This is a genomic window from Alloalcanivorax profundimaris (genome assembly GCF_015265435.1).
Taxonomy (GTDB): domain Bacteria; phylum Pseudomonadota; class Gammaproteobacteria; order Pseudomonadales; family Alcanivoracaceae; genus Alloalcanivorax; species Alloalcanivorax profundimaris.
The window spans coordinates 255,708-272,536 of the sequence record NZ_JABJWH010000005.1 but is presented as its reverse complement, the minus strand read 5'-3'; the positions used below and the strand labels follow the sequence as shown (position 1 = coordinate 272,536).

General features: G+C 66.2%; 15 protein-coding genes and 4 tRNA genes. 5 read left to right on the top strand and 14 right to left on the bottom strand.

The features are described from left to right. Nucleotides 1-86: 86 nt before the first annotated feature. From HMJ39_RS02645 to HMJ39_RS02605, 9 genes are all read right to left on the bottom strand, one after another. A tRNA-Asp gene (locus HMJ39_RS02645) sits at nt 87-163 on the bottom strand. A 10-nt stretch (nt 164-173) separates the two neighbouring features. Further along, a complete protein-coding gene (locus tag HMJ39_RS02640) occupies nt 174-446 on the bottom strand; it encodes an HU family DNA-binding protein (protein ID WP_161384330.1) in 273 nt (90 codons plus the stop codon). 229 nt (nt 447-675) lie between these two features. Next, a complete protein-coding gene (gene lon / locus HMJ39_RS02635; RefSeq protein ID WP_194296174.1) occupies nt 676-3,072 on the bottom strand; it encodes an endopeptidase La in 2,397 nt (798 codons plus the stop codon). A gap of 35 nt (nt 3,073-3,107) precedes the next feature. Then, complete coding sequence (clpX, locus tag HMJ39_RS02630) at nt 3,108-4,388, bottom strand: ATP-dependent Clp protease ATP-binding subunit ClpX (protein WP_161384332.1); 1,281 nt, start codon at nt 4,386-4,388, stop codon at nt 3,108-3,110. A gap of 96 nt (nt 4,389-4,484) precedes the next feature. After that, complete coding sequence (gene clpP / locus HMJ39_RS02625; protein ID WP_161384333.1) at nt 4,485-5,135, bottom strand: ATP-dependent Clp endopeptidase proteolytic subunit ClpP; 651 nt, start codon at nt 5,133-5,135, stop codon at nt 4,485-4,487. Nucleotides 5,136-5,420: 285 nt separating this feature from the next. Further along, nucleotides 5,421-6,728 carry a trigger factor gene (gene tig / locus HMJ39_RS02620; RefSeq protein WP_194296173.1) on the bottom strand — a complete coding sequence of 436 codons (1,308 nt, stop codon included), beginning with the start codon at nt 6,726-6,728 and terminating at the stop codon, nt 5,421-5,423. Nucleotides 6,729-6,888: 160 nt separating this feature from the next. Continuing rightward, a tRNA-His gene (locus HMJ39_RS02615) sits at nt 6,889-6,964 on the bottom strand. 38 nt (nt 6,965-7,002) lie between these two features. Then, nucleotides 7,003-7,079: transfer RNA gene (locus HMJ39_RS02610), tRNA-Arg, on the bottom strand. Between the two features lie 29 nt (nt 7,080-7,108). After that, nucleotides 7,109-7,185: transfer RNA gene (locus HMJ39_RS02605), tRNA-Pro, on the bottom strand. 176 nt (nt 7,186-7,361) lie between these two features. On the opposite strand from HMJ39_RS02605, the gene folD reads away from it, so the two are divergent. After that, on the top strand, nt 7,362-8,207 hold the full coding sequence (gene folD, locus HMJ39_RS02600) for a bifunctional methylenetetrahydrofolate dehydrogenase/methenyltetrahydrofolate cyclohydrolase FolD (RefSeq protein ID WP_194296172.1): 846 nt from the start codon (nt 7,362-7,364) through the stop codon (nt 8,205-8,207). Between the two features lie 6 nt (nt 8,208-8,213). Here folD and HMJ39_RS02595 read toward each other — a convergent pair whose 3' ends face one another. Genes HMJ39_RS02595 through HMJ39_RS02580 form a run of 4 tightly spaced genes read right to left on the bottom strand, consistent with a single transcriptional unit; the run spans nt 8,214 to nt 13,064 of the window. Continuing rightward, nucleotides 8,214-9,083: an efflux RND transporter periplasmic adaptor subunit gene (locus HMJ39_RS02595; protein WP_194296171.1), complete on the bottom strand. Its 870-nt coding sequence runs from the start codon at nt 9,081-9,083 to the stop codon at nt 8,214-8,216. 18 nt (nt 9,084-9,101) lie between these two features. Beyond that, entirely contained in the window at nt 9,102-9,305 is a 204-nt protein-coding gene (locus HMJ39_RS02590) for a DUF1656 domain-containing protein (protein WP_194296170.1), read from the bottom strand. Further along, a complete protein-coding gene (locus HMJ39_RS02585; protein WP_194296169.1) occupies nt 9,295-11,400 on the bottom strand; it encodes an FUSC family protein in 2,106 nt (701 codons plus the stop codon). Before HMJ39_RS02585 ends, HMJ39_RS02590 begins: the two co-directional genes overlap by 11 nt. Continuing rightward, nucleotides 11,382-13,064: a glutamine--tRNA ligase/YqeY domain fusion protein gene (locus HMJ39_RS02580; protein ID WP_161384339.1), complete on the bottom strand. Its 1,683-nt coding sequence runs from the start codon at nt 13,062-13,064 to the stop codon at nt 11,382-11,384. Before HMJ39_RS02580 ends, HMJ39_RS02585 begins: the two co-directional genes overlap by 19 nt. Nucleotides 13,065-13,149: 85 nt before the next feature. On the opposite strand from HMJ39_RS02580, the gene HMJ39_RS02575 reads away from it, so the two are divergent. The 3 genes from HMJ39_RS02575 to HMJ39_RS02565 are packed head-to-tail and all read left to right on the top strand — an operon-like array spanning nt 13,150 to nt 15,007. After that, complete coding sequence (locus HMJ39_RS02575; protein WP_161384340.1) at nt 13,150-13,647, top strand: peptidylprolyl isomerase; 498 nt, start codon at nt 13,150-13,152, stop codon at nt 13,645-13,647. Further along, nucleotides 13,644-14,279, top strand: coding sequence for a peptidylprolyl isomerase (locus HMJ39_RS02570; RefSeq protein WP_194296168.1), 636 nt, complete (start codon nt 13,644-13,646; stop codon nt 14,277-14,279). Before HMJ39_RS02575 ends, HMJ39_RS02570 begins: the two co-directional genes overlap by 4 nt. Beyond that, nucleotides 14,276-15,007, top strand: a complete 732-nt coding sequence (locus HMJ39_RS02565) for a UDP-2,3-diacylglucosamine diphosphatase (RefSeq protein WP_161384342.1) — start codon at nt 14,276-14,278, stop codon at nt 15,005-15,007. Before HMJ39_RS02570 ends, HMJ39_RS02565 begins: the two co-directional genes overlap by 4 nt. A gap of 151 nt (nt 15,008-15,158) precedes the next feature. On the opposite strand, the gene miaE is transcribed toward HMJ39_RS02565, so the two are convergent. Continuing rightward, the gene (gene miaE, locus HMJ39_RS02560; RefSeq protein ID WP_161384343.1) at nt 15,159-15,767 is read right to left on the bottom strand and encodes a tRNA-(ms[2]io[6]A)-hydroxylase; all 609 of its coding nucleotides are present in this window, start codon (nt 15,765-15,767) and stop codon (nt 15,159-15,161) included. 127 nt (nt 15,768-15,894) lie between these two features. On the opposite strand from miaE, the gene HMJ39_RS02555 reads away from it, so the two are divergent. Beyond that, nucleotides 15,895-16,797 carry a lysophospholipid acyltransferase family protein gene (locus HMJ39_RS02555; protein ID WP_194296167.1) on the top strand — a complete coding sequence of 301 codons (903 nt, stop codon included), beginning with the start codon at nt 15,895-15,897 and terminating at the stop codon, nt 16,795-16,797. Nucleotides 16,798-16,829 lie beyond the last annotated feature (32 nt).

Below are 16,829 nucleotides of genomic sequence, written 5' to 3'. Positions count from 1 at the left end.
GTTTTGACCCGCCGCGCCCGGTCCGGTTCCGGCCCCCGCATCCAGAAAGCAAAAAAGCGTACCCACCTCGGATACGCTTAATCGGCTGGCGGAGCGGACGGGACTCGAACCCGCGACCCCCGGCGTGACAGGCCGGTATTCTAACCAGCTGAACTACCGCTCCTGGAACCCGTTCAGTTCACGGCGTCCTTGAGCGCTTTACCGGCCTTGAAGCCCGGCACCTTGGCCGCGGCGATCTTGATGGTTTCGCCGGTCTGCGGGTTACGACCTTCCCGCGCGGCACGCTCCTTCACGGAGAAAGTGCCAAAACCCACCAGGGAGACGCTGTCGCCTTTTTTCAGAGCACCGGTCACGGCGTCCAGAGTGGCATCCAGCGCGCGGCCCGCGTCGGCCTTGGAGATATCGGAGGCCGCGGCGATGGCATCGATCAGTTCGGATTTATTCACAAAATTCCCCTTTTCTATTTCCCGGTTTTATGGTCGAGGCGCGATGCACTCTCCTTATGACGAAGCCGCCTTTATACCAACGGTCCCAGGGGGCGTCAAGAAAGGAAGAGGCAGTTCACACCAGCTTTAACAAAGGTAAAAAACCTTGTTGATCAACACGTTAAAAACACAACGCAAGATCACGAAGAGCCTGTGGAGCAACGCATTAGAAACGCCGCGCGAGCGCGGGTCAATGGGTGCTCGGCCGTTCGGATTCTTTTTGCGCCTTTTCTTCCGCGAGAGCAAGATCCTCCTCCACTTCCGCCTCGCTGAGCGGCGTCGGCGTGTGGGTCAGGGCCACTTCCAGCACCTGGTCGATCCACTTCACCGGACGGATGTCGAGAGCTTGCTTGATGTTCTCGGGAATTTCCTTGAGGTCGCGCTCGTTTTCTTGAGGTATCAAAACGGTTTTGATGCCCCCGCGATGCGCGGCCAGTAACTTTTCCTTGAGCCCGCCGATGGCCAGCACCTGACCCCGCAGGGTGATTTCGCCGGTCATCGCCACGTCCGCGCGCACCGGAATACCGGTGAGCATGGACACCATGGTCGTGCACATGCCGATGCCGGCACTGGGACCGTCCTTCGGCGTGGCGCCCTCGGGCACGTGGATGTGCAGGTCGTTACGCTCCAGCTGCCGGCGGCGAATGCCGAGATGGCGCGAGCGGCTTTTCACCACGGTCCAGGCCGCCTGGATGGATTCCTGCATGACATCGCCCAGGGAGCCGGTGGTGGTGACCCGGCCCTTGCCCGGCGTGGAAACGCCTTCGATGGTGAGCAGTTCGCCGCCCACGGAGGTCCAGGCCAGGCCGGTGACCTGCCCCACCTGATCCGCTTCCTCGGCCAGGCCGTAGCTGTAACGGCGCACGCCCAGGTAATGCTCCACCTTTTCCTCGTCCAGGGTCACGGCGGCATCGTTCTTGGCCAGCAGGTGTTCCTTGACCACCTTGCGGCAGATCTTGCTGATCTCCCGTTCCAGGCCGCGCACACCCGCTTCCCGGGTGTAGTGACGGATCACGTGGCGCAGGGTGTCATCGCTGAACACCACCTCGCCGTCCTTCAGACCGTTGCTCTTGATCTGCTTGGGAATCAGGTACTGGGAGGCGATATTGACCTTCTCGTCCTCGGTGTAACCGGGCAGACGAATCACTTCCATGCGGTCCAGCAGCGGCGCCGGAATGTTCATGGAGTTGGAGGTGCACACGAACAACGTTTCGGACAGGTCGTAGTCCACTTCCAGGTAATGGTCGCTGAAGGTGTGGTTCTGCTCGGGATCGAGCACTTCCAGCAACGCCGAGGCCGGGTCGCCGCGCATGTCCATGCCCATCTTGTCCACTTCGTCGAGCAGGAACAGCGGGTTGCGCACGCCCACCTTGGACAGCTTCTGGATCACCTTGCCCGGCAGCGACCCGATGTAGGTGCGCCGGTGGCCGCGAATCTCCGCTTCGTCGCGCACGCCACCCAGGGCCATGCGCACGAACTTGCGATTGGTGGCGCGGGCCACGGATTGCCCCAGGGAGGTCTTGCCCACCCCGGGCGGGCCCACCAGGCACAGCACCGGCCCTTTCACCTTGCCGACCCGGCTCTGCACGGCGAGGAATTCCAGGATCCGTTCCTTTACTTCCTCCAGGCCGTAATGGTCCTGGTCGAGAATCTTCTTGGCGTGGGCGATGTCGTGGCGAACGCGGCTGCGTTTCTTCCACGGCACCGAGGTCATCCAGTCCAGATAGCTGCGCACCACCGTGGCCTCGGCGGACATCGGCGACATCATGCGCAGCTTGTTGAGTTCGTTACGGGTTTTTTCCTTGGCGTCCTTGGGCATGCCGACGCTTTCGATCTTCTTCTCCAGATCCTCCAGCTCGTTGCCGCTTTCGTCCAGGTCGCCGAGTTCCTTCTGAATGGCCTTCATCTGCTCATTCAGATAGTACTCCCGCTGGCTCTTCTCCATCTGCTTCTTGACCCGGCCACGGATGCGCTTTTCCACCTTGAGCACGTCCATGTCGGATTCCATCAGCGCCACCAGATGCTCCACGCGCTCGCGCACGTCGACCATTTCCAGCACGTCCTGCTTCTCTTCCAGCTTCAGTTGCAGGTGCGCGGAAATGGTGTCCGCCAGACGGCTGATCTCGTCGATGGAGGACACCGAGTTCATGATCTCCGGCGCCACCTTCTTGGACAGCTTGACGTATTCCTCGAACTTGGCGAGCAGTGAACGGGACAGGGCGTCCTGTTCGCTCTCGGAGGGCATGGCGTCGTCCAGCTGGCGCACGTCGGCCACCGCGCCGTCGTCATCGAAACGGGCCTTGGTGACGTGGCCGCGGCCGCCGCCTTCCACCAGCACCTTCACGGTGCCGTCGGGCAGGCGCAGCATCTGCAGGATGGTGGACACGGTGCCCACCCGGTAGATGTCCTTCTCGCCCGGATCGTCGTCGGACGCGTTGCGCTGGGCCACCAGCATGATCTGCTTGTCGCTGGCCATGGCCGTTTCCAGCGCGGCGATGGATTTTTCCCTGCCCACGAACAGCGGGATCACCATATGGGGGTAGACCACCACGTCACGCAGTGGCAGCAGAGGAATCTCTTTCAGCACGTATCGCCCCTATCGTTGATTGGCAGGCGCCCGACTCAGTCGGGCGCCACTCTGGACGTCTGCTCGCTGTTCTCGTAAATCAGCAACGGTTCCGATTCGCCGTCGATGGTGGCGCTGTCGATCACCACCTTGACCACGCCTTCCAGGGACGGCACCTGATACATGGTATCCAGCAGCACCGCTTCCAGGATCGAGCGCAGCCCGCGGGCGCCGGATTTGCGTTCCATGGCCTTGCGGGCCACGGCGCGCAGCGCGTCGTCGCGGAAGTCCAGTTCCACGCCTTCCATTTCGAACAGGCGCGTGTATTGCTTGGTGAGCGCGTTGCGCGGTTCGGTGAGAATCTGAACCAGCGCTTCCTCGGAGAGTTCCTCCAGGGTGGCGATCACCGGCAGGCGGCCAATGAACTCCGGAATCAGGCCGTACTTGACCAGATCCTCGGGCTCCACGGTGGCCAGCATCTGCCCCACGGTGAGGGCGGTGTCCTTGCTCTTCACCTCGGCGGAGAAACCGATGCCGCCCTTCTCGGAACGGTCCCGGATCACCTTGTCGAGGCCGGCGAACGCGCCGCCGCAGATGAACAGAATGTTGGAGGTGTCCACCTGCAGGAATTCCTGCTGCGGATGCTTGCGGCCGCCCTGGGGCGGCACCGAGGCCACGGTGCCCTCGATCAGCTTCAGCAGCGCCTGTTGCACGCCCTCCCCGCTTACGTCGCGGGTGATGGACGGGTTGTCGGACTTGCGCGAGATCTTGTCGATCTCGTCGATGTAGACGATGCCGCGCTGGGCCTTGTCCACGTCGTAATCACACTTCTGCAACAGTTTCTGGATAATGTTTTCCACGTCCTCGCCCACGTAGCCCGCCTCGGTGAGCGTGGTGGCGTCGGCGATGGTGAACGGCACGTTGAGCAGGCGCGCCAGGGTCTCGGCGAGCAACGTCTTGCCGCTGCCGGTGGGGCCGATCAGCAGGATGTTACTCTTGCCCAGCTCCACCTCCTCGCGGCTGCGCGACTTGGTGCCCAGGCGCTTGTAGTGGTTGTACACCGCCACGGACAGCACCCGCTTGGCGCGCTCCTGGCCGATCACGTAATCGTCCAGGGTGGTCTTGATCTCCTGCGGTTTGGGCAGACGCTCGTCACCGCTGTCGCCGGATTCCTCCTGCACCTCCTCGCGGATGATGTCATTGCACAGATCCACGCACTCGTCGCAGATAAAGACCGACGGGCCCGCGATCAGTTTGCGGACTTCATGCTGGCTTTTGCCGCAGAACGAGCAGTACAGCAGCTTGCCGTCGTCGCCCTTTCCGGTGGTATCGGTCATCGAATCGCCTCAGAACCTGATGTTTCAGTTTGAAGATGCAGGGTGACACCGGCTTTTTCAAGCCCGGCACACCCCGAACGGCCCGCGGCCGGCGCCTCAGCGGCGGCGCAGAACGTCGTCGACCAGACCGTATTCCTTGGCCTGGGTGGCATCCATGAAGTTGTCGCGATCGGTGTCCCGCTCGATCACCTCCAGAGGCTGACCGGTGTGTTCGGCCAGCATGCGGTTGAGATCGCCCTTGATCTTGAGGATCTCCTTGGCGTGAATCTCGATGTCGGACGCCTGACCCTGGAAGCCGCCCAGGGGCTGGTGGATCATCACGCGGGCGTTGGGCAGCGCGTACCGCTTGCCCTGGGCGCCGGCGGACAGCAGGAAGGCGCCCATGCTGGCGGCCTGGCCGATGCACATGGTGGACACGTCCGGCTTCACGAACTGCAGGGTGTCGTAGATCGACATGCCGGCGGTCACCGAGCCGCCCGGGCTGTTGATGTAGAGGTTGATGTCCTTGTCCGGGTTCTCGGACTCCAGGAACAGCATCTGGGCGACGATCAGGTTGGCCATGTAGTCCTCCACCTGGCCCACCAGGAAGATGACCCGCTCCTTGAGCAGTCGGGAATAAATGTCGAAGGAACGCTCGCCCCGGGAGGTCTGCTCGATCACCACGGGCACCAGGCCCACGTTGGTCGGATCCTGCATCAGGGTCTTCATTTCCGGAGTGAGGGAAGTGATCCGGCTCAAATCAATCATCTAGCGCTTCCTTTATCTGAGGTCCCGTGACGGCCGTTCGACGGCCCAACTGCGGGTATTGGGGCGAGGCGGCCCGGATACAAGGCATCGTCGCGCCTTTCACCCCGATAGTAAGGGGGGCCCCGTGGGGCGTCCATAAAGGCCGGTGAATATCCGGTTCAACTGCGCAAAACTTGCGCAAATACGGCCCAATTGAACGAAAAAACCTCCGAAACGCCGTTTTTTCGGCCTTTCGGAGGTTTTGCTGGGGCCGTTTTCACGGCACCTGGCGGCTGTGGCGCGGGCTCAGCCCTGCTGGTTGCGCTGCACCGCTTCCTGGTAGGACTGGCTCTTCTCTTCCACCTTGGCGGACTCGAGCACCATGTCCACGACCTGGTCTTCCAGCACCGCGCCTTCAATTTGTTGCAGCTGCTGCGGGTTGCTGTAGACGAAGTTGACCACTTCCTCGGGCTGCTCGTACTGGGAGGCGATCTCCTCCACCCGGGTCTTGACCCGCTCCGGATCCGCCTGCAGCTCGTGCTTGTCGAGGATGGCGCGCATCACCAGGCCCAGGCGCACGGAACGCTCCGCCTGCTCCTTGAACAGCTCGTCGGGCAGCATGGAGGCATCGAACTGCTGGCCGCCGCCGAACTGCTGGGCCATTTGCTGACGCATGCGGTCCACTTCCTGCTTGATCAGCGGCTCGGGCAGATCGAACTCGTGCTGGCCGGCGAGGCCGTCCATCACCTGTTCCTTGACCTTGCCGGACACGGCGTTGCTCAGCTCGCGCTCCATGTTCTTGCGCACTTCCGCCTTGAACTTGTCCATGTCGCCGTCGTCGACGCCAAACGCCTGCATGAACTCGGCGTCCACCTCGGGCAGTTGCTTGGCTTCCACCTTGTGGACCTTGATCTGGAACACCACCGCCAGGCCCTGCAGTTCCTCGGACTGGTAGTCCTCGGGGAAGGTCACGTCGATGTCCTTCTCGTCGCCGGCCTTCATGCCGACGATGCCGTCCTCGAAACCGGGGATCATCTGGCCGGAGCCCAGCTCCAGATTCTGGCCCTCGGCGCTGCCGCCCTCGAAGGCTTCACCGTCCTTGAGGCCCTTGAAGTCGATGTTGACCCGGTCGCCGTTCTCGGCGGCGCGGTCCACTTCCTGGTACTCGGCGCGCTGCTCGCGCAGGGTCTCGATCATCTGATCGACGTCGGCGTCGGTGACCTCGGCCACCGGCTTCTCCACCTCGATGCTGTCGAAGGGCGCCAGTTCCACTTCCGGGAACACCTCGAAGGTGGCGACGAATTCCAGATCCTTGCCGGCCTCGTTCTTGGTGGCCTCGAAACCGGGCATACCCGCCGGCTGCAGCTTTTCCTGCTCCACCGCTTCCAGGAAGGACTCGCGCATCACGTCGGCGAGCACCTCGTTACGCACGGCGGCACCGAAGCGACGTTTCACTTCCCGCATCGGCACCTTGCCGGGGCGGAAACCATCCAGACGCACGTTCTTCTGGGCCTCGCGGAGCTTGTTCTCCACGGCGGCATCCACTTTCTCCGCGGGCACACCCACGGTCACGCGCCGTTCCAGACCTGAAGTCGTTTCTACGGAAACCTGCATAACATCCTCTTTGTAAAGACTTTTGGGGCCAGCGGCCGACCCTGCCGGGTCGGGGCCATGCTTTAAAGGGCGGGAATTATAGACAATGCCGGCGCCCCTGCCTACGGGCCGGGGCGGCCGCTACAAAAAAGCCTCCGGGGCGACCCGGAGGCTTCGATGTTGGGGTGGCTGATGGGATTTGAACCCACGACCACCGGAGTCACAATCCGGGGCTCTACCAACTGAGCTACAGCCACCACTGAAACCGTATTTTCCACCCTCGCCAGGTCGCCGATGGCACGCCTGGCAGGGCTCGAACCTGCAACCTACGGCTTAGAAGGCCGTTGCTCTATCCTGTTGAGCTACAGGCGCTTAACCGATCCCACCGCGATCTCGCCGGCTGGTCGGGGTGGAGGGATTCGAACCCCCGACATCCTGCTCCCAAAGCAGGCGCGCTACCAGACTGCGCTACACCCCGCGGAGCAGGTCGAGCGAGGCGGCATAATACCCGCGCCCCCCGGGAGCGTCAACGACGCCCCGCCCCGGGACGCACCGTTCGCTGGAATATTCGCCAGCCGGGCGCCGCTTTGCCCCGACCGGGCGCCCATGCGAGAATCCGCCCCCTTCCTTCACCCCGACAGACAGAGAGAACCCATGAGCGCGCAGATTCTGGATGGCAAGGCACTGGCCCAGCATTTCGAGGAAGAAATGCGCGGCCGCGTGGAGGCGTTGAAAGCCAAGGCCGGGGGCCGCACCCCCATTCTCGCCACCATCCTGGTGGGCGCCGACCCGGCCTCCGCCACCTATGTGAAGATGAAGGGCAACGCCTGCCGCCGGGTGGGCATGGACTCCATGGCCGTGGAACTGCCGGAGGACACCACCACCGACCAGCTGCTGGCGCGGATCGACGAGCTCAACAACAACCCGGACGTGCACGGCATCCTGCTGCAGCACCCCGTGCCGGCGCAGATCGACGAGCGGCTGTGCTTCGACGCCATCAGCCTGGACAAGGACGTTGACGGCGTCACCTGCCTGGGTTTCGGCCGCATGGCCATGGGCGAGGAGGCCTATGGCTGCGCCACGCCCAAGGGCATCATGCGCCTGCTGGAGCACTATGACGTGCCCCTGGAAGGCAAGCATGCCGTGGTGGTGGGCCGCAGCGCCATTCTCGGCAAGCCCATGGCGATGATGCTGCTGGAGGCCAACGCCACGGTCACCATTTGCCACAGCCGCACCCGCGACCTGGCCGCCCTGGTGGCCCAGGCGGACATCGTGGTGGGCGCCGTGGGCCGGCCGGAATTCATCAAGGCGGACTGGATCAAGGACGGCGCCGTGGTGGTGGACGCCGGCTTCCATCCGGAAAAATGCGGCGACATCGAGCTGGCGCCGCTCACCGACCGGGTGGCCGCCTACACCCCGGTGCCCGGCGGCGTCGGCCCGATGACCATCAACACCCTGATCTTCCAGACCCTGGAGGCCGGCGAAAAAGCCTTCGCCTGACCGTTCCTACCGCCCGATCGAGACGCTGGCGGTCATACCGGCCACCAGCGTCAGATCCCCCGGCACCTCGCCAAGCTCGATGCGCACCGGAATGCGCTGGGCCAGGCGCACCCACTCGAACGTCGGCGACACCGGCGGCAGCCCCTGATCAGCGCCGGCGGTGGCGTTGGGGTTGGCGATGCCCCGGGCGATGCCGGCCACCCTGCCCTCCAGCACCCGGTCCGCGCCCAGCAGCCGCACCCGGGCGCGGTCGCCGACCGCCAGGCGATGCACCTGGGTTTCCCGGAAATACGCCTCCACCCAGAACGAGTCACCGTCCACCAGGGTCAGCACCGGCTCCCCGGCCCGGGCATAGTCGCCCTGATGGGCCAGCAAATGGGTGACGAACCCGCCCGCCGGCGCGCTCACCCGGGCCCGTTCCAGGTCCAGCCGGGCCTCCTTGAGCGCCGCCTGGGCGGCGTGCAGGTCCGCCCGTGCCACTTCCGCCAGCCGGGTGGCGGATTCCCGCTCCTCGGAGGACACCGCCCTGCCCAGGCGCTTGCGCCGGGCCGCCTCGTCATCGCGCAGGGTCAGTTCCTGACGGCGGTGCTCCAGCTCCGCCCCGGCGCGCTCCACCGCCAGCCGGTAACGCTCCGGGTCCACCGCGAACAGGGCGTCGCCGGGCGCCACCCGGCTGTTGTCCGCCGCCGTCATGGCGGTGATGCGGCCGGACACGTCCGGGGCCACCTGGATCACCGCCGCGCGCACCCGGGCATCCCGGGTCCACAGCTGATGCACATAGTGGAACCACAGGAACCAGGCCGCCACGGCGGCGGCGGCCAGCAGCGCTCCGGTTACCAGAATCGGCCGCCAGCGGGCGGCGCGGCGTTCAGCCATGGTTGGTTTTCCCTCGTGTCATACCACCAGAAACAGCGCCAGCGACAGGGCGCACAACATTATGTACAGGCACAGCCCGGCCAGCGCCGGGTGCCAGGCGAACCGGTAGCCGTCGTAGCGGCTGATCAGCCGGTTGAGCGGCCAGAACAGCAGCAGCGCCACCAGCAGCACCGGCATCAGCGGCGGCAGCAGCACGCCGCCGAGATCGATTTCATGCAGCATCGACGTCCCTCAGGCCCCGCCAGGGGCGGTCCGCGGAACCGGCCAGGAAAAAGCCGGCGTACCGCCGGATGATATTGATCTGCAGGCGCAACCGCACCACCGCCCGCACCAGCCGGCGCCGCTCGCCGCCGGGCAGCGCCGGATCATAGGCGCGCTGGCAGCGGCGCAGCACGGTGTCCGCCTGGCCGGTGAGCGCCAGCCAGCGGTCCTCGTCACCGTCGCGCAGGGCACGCTGGGTGTCGCGGATCAGCCGGGTGATGGCGAGCCGCTCCGCCGCCGGCAGGCCGCGCCGGCACAGCATGTTCAGGTACAAAAGGCCAAGCCCCAGGGTCACCGCCGCCAGCGCGCCGCGCAACAGGTCGCCGTCGCGGGGGTCCTCCGGATCGAGCCGGGGCAGCAGCTGGCCGATGCGGTCGTACAGGCGCCGCTCCAACTGGTGGCGCGGCCAGCGCCGGCGGATCGGCCAGCGCCCCAGGGTCCGGCACAGATCCCGGCACAGCCGCTGACGGGCCTGTTCCGGGCTATCGCCGGGCCACACCAACAGAAACGCCAGCACCGCCACGGTCATTCCCAGGCCCAGGGCCAGCATCTCATTGAACAGGGGCAAGGCGCTGAAGTCCTGACGTGGCGACAGGTCCAGCAGCAACGGGAAGAAAATACAGGTGGCGGTGCCGATGGCCACCGTGGCCGGCCGCGCCATGGCCAGCCCGGCAAGCAGGTAAACCGGCGCCAGCCAGGCGGCCAGCTCGGCGAAGCCATCGCTGCCCGGCAGCAACACCAGCCGGTAAAGCACCGCCAGCAGCGCCGCCAGGGAGGCGCCCTTGATGAAACCGGTGACCGCCGCCAGCGGATTGTCCCGGGTGGAGAACAGCGCGCACACCACGCCCACCTGGATCGCCACGCCGGGCCCCTGGGGCGCGGCGGTCCAGAACCAGAACGCCAGGGCCGCGCCCAGGGCCAGAGCGGCGCGCACCCCGTTGCGCCAGGCGCGGCCCGGGTCCAGGTGCGGCCGCGAGCTGCCGCCGCGCCAGTGCACCAGGGGCGCCCGCTCGGTGAGCATGGCGAACAGCGCCACGCTGGAGCGCAGCCGGTCGCACAGCTCGGCGCTGTGCTCCAGGGCCAGCTGCAAGGCGTAGAAGCGGGCCTCGTTGTCGCCGAAGTCGTCGGCGCGCATTTCCCGGGCCAGGGCCCGCGCCCGGGTGTACAGCGCCGACAGGGTGTCGCGCAATTGCTCCGGCGGCGCCTCCGGATCGAGGGCCGCGATGTCGTCGAGCAGCGCCGCCACCCGGGGCTCCGAGTGGCGCGGCGCGTCCCGGCTGACAAAGGCGTGCAGCGGCCCCACCGAGGAAATCATCGCCAGCATTTCGTGGCCCAGGCGGCGGCACAGCCCGGCCCGGCGGCGCAACCGGGCGGAATCGAACAGGGCGTGCTCGCGCAGGTTCTCCAGGGCCATGCCGGTGGTGATCAGCGCCTGGCGCTGCTCGCGAAGCCGGTCGCGGGTAACACGGCCGCCGGCGGTGTCCGCCACCAGCCGGATCAGGCCGATCAACTGCTCACGGCTGCGCAGCCGGTAGGCGTCCGCCGCCGGGCGCGGCCACACCAGCAGGCTGAACAGGGTCACGCAGAGAATGCCCAGGCCGATCTCGGTGACCCGGGCCACCGCCAGGCTGAAGGTCTGATCCGGGGCCAGCACCGCCGGCACGCCCACGATCAGGGCGCTGTAACCGGCCAGCACGAAGGCGTAGGAACGGAAGTTGCGCAGCAGGCTGGCGCAGAAGGTGCACAGGCCCAGCCACAACACCAGCACCACGAAGAACAGGGTCGGCTGGGGATTGAGCCAGGCCACCAGGCCCACCGCCACCAGGGCCCCACCCAGAGTCCCGAGCAAGCGATAAAGCCCCTTGGCCACGGCCATGCCGCCCAGGGGCTGGGCGACGATATAGACCGTCATCAGGGACCATTTGGGTTCATCCAGCCCCAGGGACAGGGCGATGTACAGCGCCGTCATGCCGGCGGCGAAAGTGCGCAGGCTGAACTGCCACTCCCGCGCTCCGGCCTGGCGGAGGAAGGCGGGGATCAGGCTTCCCGGGGCCAAGATTCCCGCAGGCCCACGGTGCGGTTGAACACCAGACCGTCCGCGCCGCTGTCCCGATCCACGCAGAAGTAGCCTTCGCGCTCGAACTGGTAGCGGGTTTCCGCCGGCACCCCGTCCAGACGCGGCTCCACCACGCAGCCTTCCAGCACGCGCAGGGAATCCGGGTTGAGGTGATCAAGGAAGGATTCCCCCTCCGCCACCCGGGCCGGGTTGGCCACGTCGAACAGGCGGTCGTAGAGCCGCACCCGGCACGGCAGTCCGTGACGGGCGCTGACCCAGTGGATCACGCCGCGCATCTTGCCCTGCCCTTCGTCGTTCTGGGGGTTCTTGCCCAGGGTGTCCGGGTCGTAGCTGCAGCGCACCTCGACGATCTCGCCGGCGTCGTCGCGGACCACGGATTCGGCGCGCACCACGTAGCCGTAGCGCAGCCGCACCCGGTCGCCGAGCACCAGGCGCTTGTACTTCTTGTTGGCCTCCTCGCGGAAATCCTCCCGGTCGATGTACACCTCCCGGGTGAGCGGCATCTCGCGGCTGCCCATGGCCTCGTTCTGCGGATGCAGCGGCGCCCGCAGCCATTCCTCCTGGTCCTCGGGCCAGTTCTCGATCACCAGCTTGAGGGGCTTGAGCACGCAGAAGGCGCGCGGCGCGTTCTGGTTCAGGTCGTCGCGCACCGCCTCCTCCAGCAGGCTCATGTCGATCACCGAGTCCGCCCGGCTGACGCCCAGGTTGTCGCAGAAATTGCGGATCGACGCCGGCGTGTAGCCGCGCCGGCGCAGGCCGCTGAGGGTGGGCATGCGCGGATCGTCCCAGCCGTCCACGTGGCCTTCGTCCACCAGCAGCTTGAGGCGCCGCTTGCTGGTCACGGTGAAGTTCAGGTTGAGGCGCGCGAACTCGTACTGGCGCGGCTCGGCGGGCACGTCCAGGTGCTCGATCAGCCAGTCGTAGAGCGGGCGGTGCTCCTCGAACTCCAGGGTGCAGAGGCTGTGGGTGATGCCCTCGATGGCGTCCGACAACGGATGGGTGAAGTCGTACATCGGGTAGATCACCCACTTGTCACCGGTCTGGTGATGCGCCTTTTTGCGTATCCGGTAGAGCACCGGGTCGCGCAGGGTCAGGTTGGGGCTGGTCATGTCGATGCGCGCGCGCAGCACCGCCTCGCCCTCGTCGAAGTCGCCGGCGCGCATCTTCGCGAACAGCGCCTTGTTCTCTTCCACGGAGCGGTCCCGGAACGGGCTGTCCTGCCCCGGGGTGGTGAAATTGCCACGCATTTCGGCGATTTTCTCCGGGGACTGGGTGTCCACGTAGGCCAGGCCCTTCTCGATCAGCTGCACGGCGTAGTCATGGAGCTGGTCGAAATAGCCGCTGGCGAAGCGCACTGGCCCGGCCCATTCGAAGCCCAGCCATTCCACGTCCCGCTGGATGGACTGGATGTACTCGTCCTCTTCCTTCTCCGGGTTGGTGTCGTCGAAGCGCAGATGGCAGGCGCCGCCGTAGCTTTCGGCGACGCCGAAATTCAGGCAGATGGACTTGGCGTGACCGATATGCAAATAACCGTTCGGCTCCGGCGGGAACCGGGTCACTACCCGGCCATCGTTTTTTCCTTCGGCCAGGTCACGATCGATGATCTGTCTGATAAAATTGCTGGGCGCTTTTGCTTCACTCATTGAGCCGCCTGCGGCTGAAATACGGGGTGCGCTAGTGTACAGTGCGCCCCCCTACAGTCAAAGACTCCCAGGACCCGGAGACCCCATGAAAGTGCTGTTGACCACCACCTACGGAAAGATCCTGCTGGAACTGGACGCCGAGCGCGCCCCGGCCACCACCGAGAACTTCATTCAGTACGTCAAGGACGGCCATTACGACGGCACCGTGTTCCACCGCGTGATCAGCAATTTCATGATCCAGGGCGGCGGTTTCACCCCGGACATGAGCCAGAAGCCCACCCGCGCGCCGATCGAGAACGAAGCCGGCAACGGGCTCTCCAACGAGATGGGCACCATCGCCATGGCGCGCACCAGCGACCCGCACTCCGCCACCGCCCAGTTCTTCATCAACGTGGCCGACAACCACTTCCTGGACCAGGCCCGCTCCCCGGACGGCTGGGGTTACGCGGCGTTTGGCAAGGTGATCGAAGGCATGGAAACGGTCAACCGCATCAAGGCCGTGGACACCGGCAACAAGGGCTTCCACCAGGACGTGCCCCGCGAGGACGTGCTGATCGAATCCGCCGAGGTGATCGAGGAATGAGCCGGGCAATCACCGCCCGCGCCGTGCTCGCCGCCCTGCTGCTGCTCCCGGCCCTGGCGTTGGCCGCCAACCCGCGTGTCGAGCTGACCACCAGCCAGGGCGACATCGTCCTGGAGCTGTACCCGAAGGCGGCGCCGGACACGGTGGCCAATTTCCTGCGCTACGTGGACGACGGCTTCTATGAAGGCACCGTGTTCCACCGGGTGATCAACGGCTTCATGATCCAGGGCGGCGGCTTCGACGCCGACCTCAAGCAGAAGGACACCCGGGCGCCGATCCGCAACGAAGCGGACAGCGGCCTGCGCAACGAGCGCGGCACCATCGCCATGGCGCGCACCGGCGACCCGCATTCCGCCACCGCCCAGTTCTTCATCAACCTGGTCCGCAACCGCAGCCTGGACCACACCGGCAAAACGCCCCGGGGCTGGGGTTACGCCGTGTTCGGCAAGGTGGTGGACGGCATGGACACGGTGGAGCGCATCTCCACGGTGCCCACCGGCAGCGGCCGCATCGACGGCGGCCCCCGGGTCCGGGACGTGCCGCGCACGCCGGTGGTGATCGAGAAAGCCCGCCGCCTGGATACCGGCGGCGACGACGCCAACGCCCAGCAAGACGACAGCGCCGAGCAATGAGCTACAGCCTGCTGATCTCCGACCTGCACCTGGACCCGGAACGCCCCGCCCACCTGGCGGAACTGGAACGCCTGCTGGCCGACCAGGCCGGCCGCGCCGAGCGCCTTTACGTGCTCGGCGATCTGTTCGAGGCCTGGATCGGCGATGACGACGACAGCGCCTTCAACCGCCAGGCCATCGCCGCCTTCCGCGCCTTCGCCGACGCCGGCTCGGAGCTGTTCTTCATGCACGGCAACCGGGACTTCCTGCTCGGCGATCGGTTCGCCGCCGACTGCGGCGGCACCCTGCTCGACGAGGGCACGGTGGTGGACCTGCACGGCACCCGGGCCCTGCTCATGCACGGCGACAGCCTGTGCACCGAGGATCAGGCCTACCAGCAGTTCCGCGCCATGGCCCGCAACCCCCAATGGCAGCAAATGATGCTCGCCAAGCCCCTGGAGGAGCGCCGCGCCCTGGCCCAGGGCATGCGCATGCAGAGCCAGAGCAACAATGCCAACAAGGCCGAGAACATCATGGACGTGACGCCCTCCGAGGTGACACGGGTGATGAACGAGGCCGGCGTGCGCGAACTGATCCACGGCCACACCCACCGCCCGGCGGTGCACGACGTGGACCTGGGCGACGGCGCCAGCGGCCGCCGCTGGGTGCTCGGCGACTGGGGCGCCCAGGGCTGGTGGATCGTCGCCGACGCCGACGGCCTGCGCCTGGAAAGCTGGGATATCAGTTGATAGTGGACAGTTGATAGTTGACAGTGCGCGGGAAGGCGTTGAGGTATATTCCGCCACCGCGCCCGCGTTCATGGCGAACCAGCGACTCCCGCCCCACCGATCCGCAAGCGCTCTGTTTGGCTTTTAACTGTCAACTGTCCACTGTCAACTATCAACTGCTTCCCGGCGTGCCTGAGTGGAAGCGAAAGGTGTCGTCCGGTTCCTCGATCAGCGCCCGCTCCTTGTCCTTGAAAAACGCCAGGCGGTCGTCGATGGGGCCGTCCGCGTAGAGGCGGGCCAGGCGCAGGTAATCCTCGAAGTGGCGCGACTCACTCTTCAATAAATAGCGGTAATAGCGGCCCAGTTCCGCGTCCACGTGGGGCGCCAGGGCGGCGAATCGTTCGCAGGAGCGCGCCTCGATCAGGGCGCCGATGATCAGGGTGTCCACCAGCCGGCCCGGTTCCGAGGTGCGCGCGTGACGGCGCAGGCCCTGGGCGTAGCGGGACGGCGACAGGTGATCGTAGGTGACCCCGCGCTCGCGCATCATGCCCACCACCTGCTCGAAATGCAGCAGCTCCTCCCGGGCCAGCTGGCTCAGGTTATCCAGCAATTCCGGGCGGTCCACGTAGCGGAACATCAGGTTCAGGGCCGTGGACGCGGCCTTCTTCTCGCAGTGGGCGTGATCAATCAGCAGGATATCCGGGTGCGCCAGCGCCCAGCGGATCCAGGCGTCCGGCGTCGGGCAAGGCAGGAAGTCGCGCAGCGGGGTTATGTCGGTCATGGCCACCTCGAGAAAGACGGCGCCATTCTACAAGTCCGCCGGCACAAAACCAGCCTGGCACCGAGCGATCGCCGCACGGCACAAACGCCCCTGGCGTTCGAGGAACGCGGCGATATAATCGCGCCCCATGGGACGACGAACGCACCCCGCCATCCAGACCCTTAAGGGCCGCGCCGCCGCCGGCGCGCTGCGCCTGCTGGGCCTGCTGCCTTTCGGCCTGAACCGGGCCCTGGCCAACGGCCTGGGCCGGCTGCTCGCCGTGCTGCCCACCGAGGCGCGACGCATCACACGCATTAACCTGCGGCTGTGCCTGCCGGATCAGCCGGACCGGGAGGCCCTGGTCCGCGCCTCCCTGGTGGAAAGCATCAAGAACACCTTCGAGATCGCCCGTTTCTGGCACCGTCCCGAGGACGGCCTGGAGCGGGTGGTGGCGGAGGACGGCGACGGCCCCCTGCGCGAGGCGGTGGCGAACCGGGAACCGGTTCTGATCCTGGCGCCGCACCTGGGCTGCTGGGAGGTCCTGAATTTCTGGCTGGCCCGGGAGTTCGGCCTGCACGCCATGTTCGCCCCGTCCGGCCTGCCGGAGCTGGACCAGCTGATCAAGCAGGGCCGCGAGCATTTCGGCACCACCATGTACCCGGCCACCGCCCGGGGCGTGGCCGGGCTGGTGCGCGCCATGCGCCAGGGCGCGCTCACCGCGATCCTGCCCGACCAGGTGCCGGACCGGCGCAGCGGCCGCTTCGCGCCCTTCTTCGGCCAGCCGGCGCACACCGGCACCCTGAGCTGCAAGCTGATCAAGCAGACCCGCGCCCGGGTGTTCATGGCCTGGGCCCGGCGCCTGCCCGGCGACGGCGGTTTCGAGATCCGCGTGCGGCCCGCCGACGAAGGCGTCCACGACGACGATCTGGACTACGCGCTCACCGCCATGAACCGCTCCATCGAGACCCTGATCAAGGAAGAGCCGGCCCAGTACCTTTGGAGCTATAAGCGCTTCCGCCGCCAACCCCCCGGCGGCACCCTGCCCTATTGATCGCGGCACCAACGGAACCGGTGATTACGAGT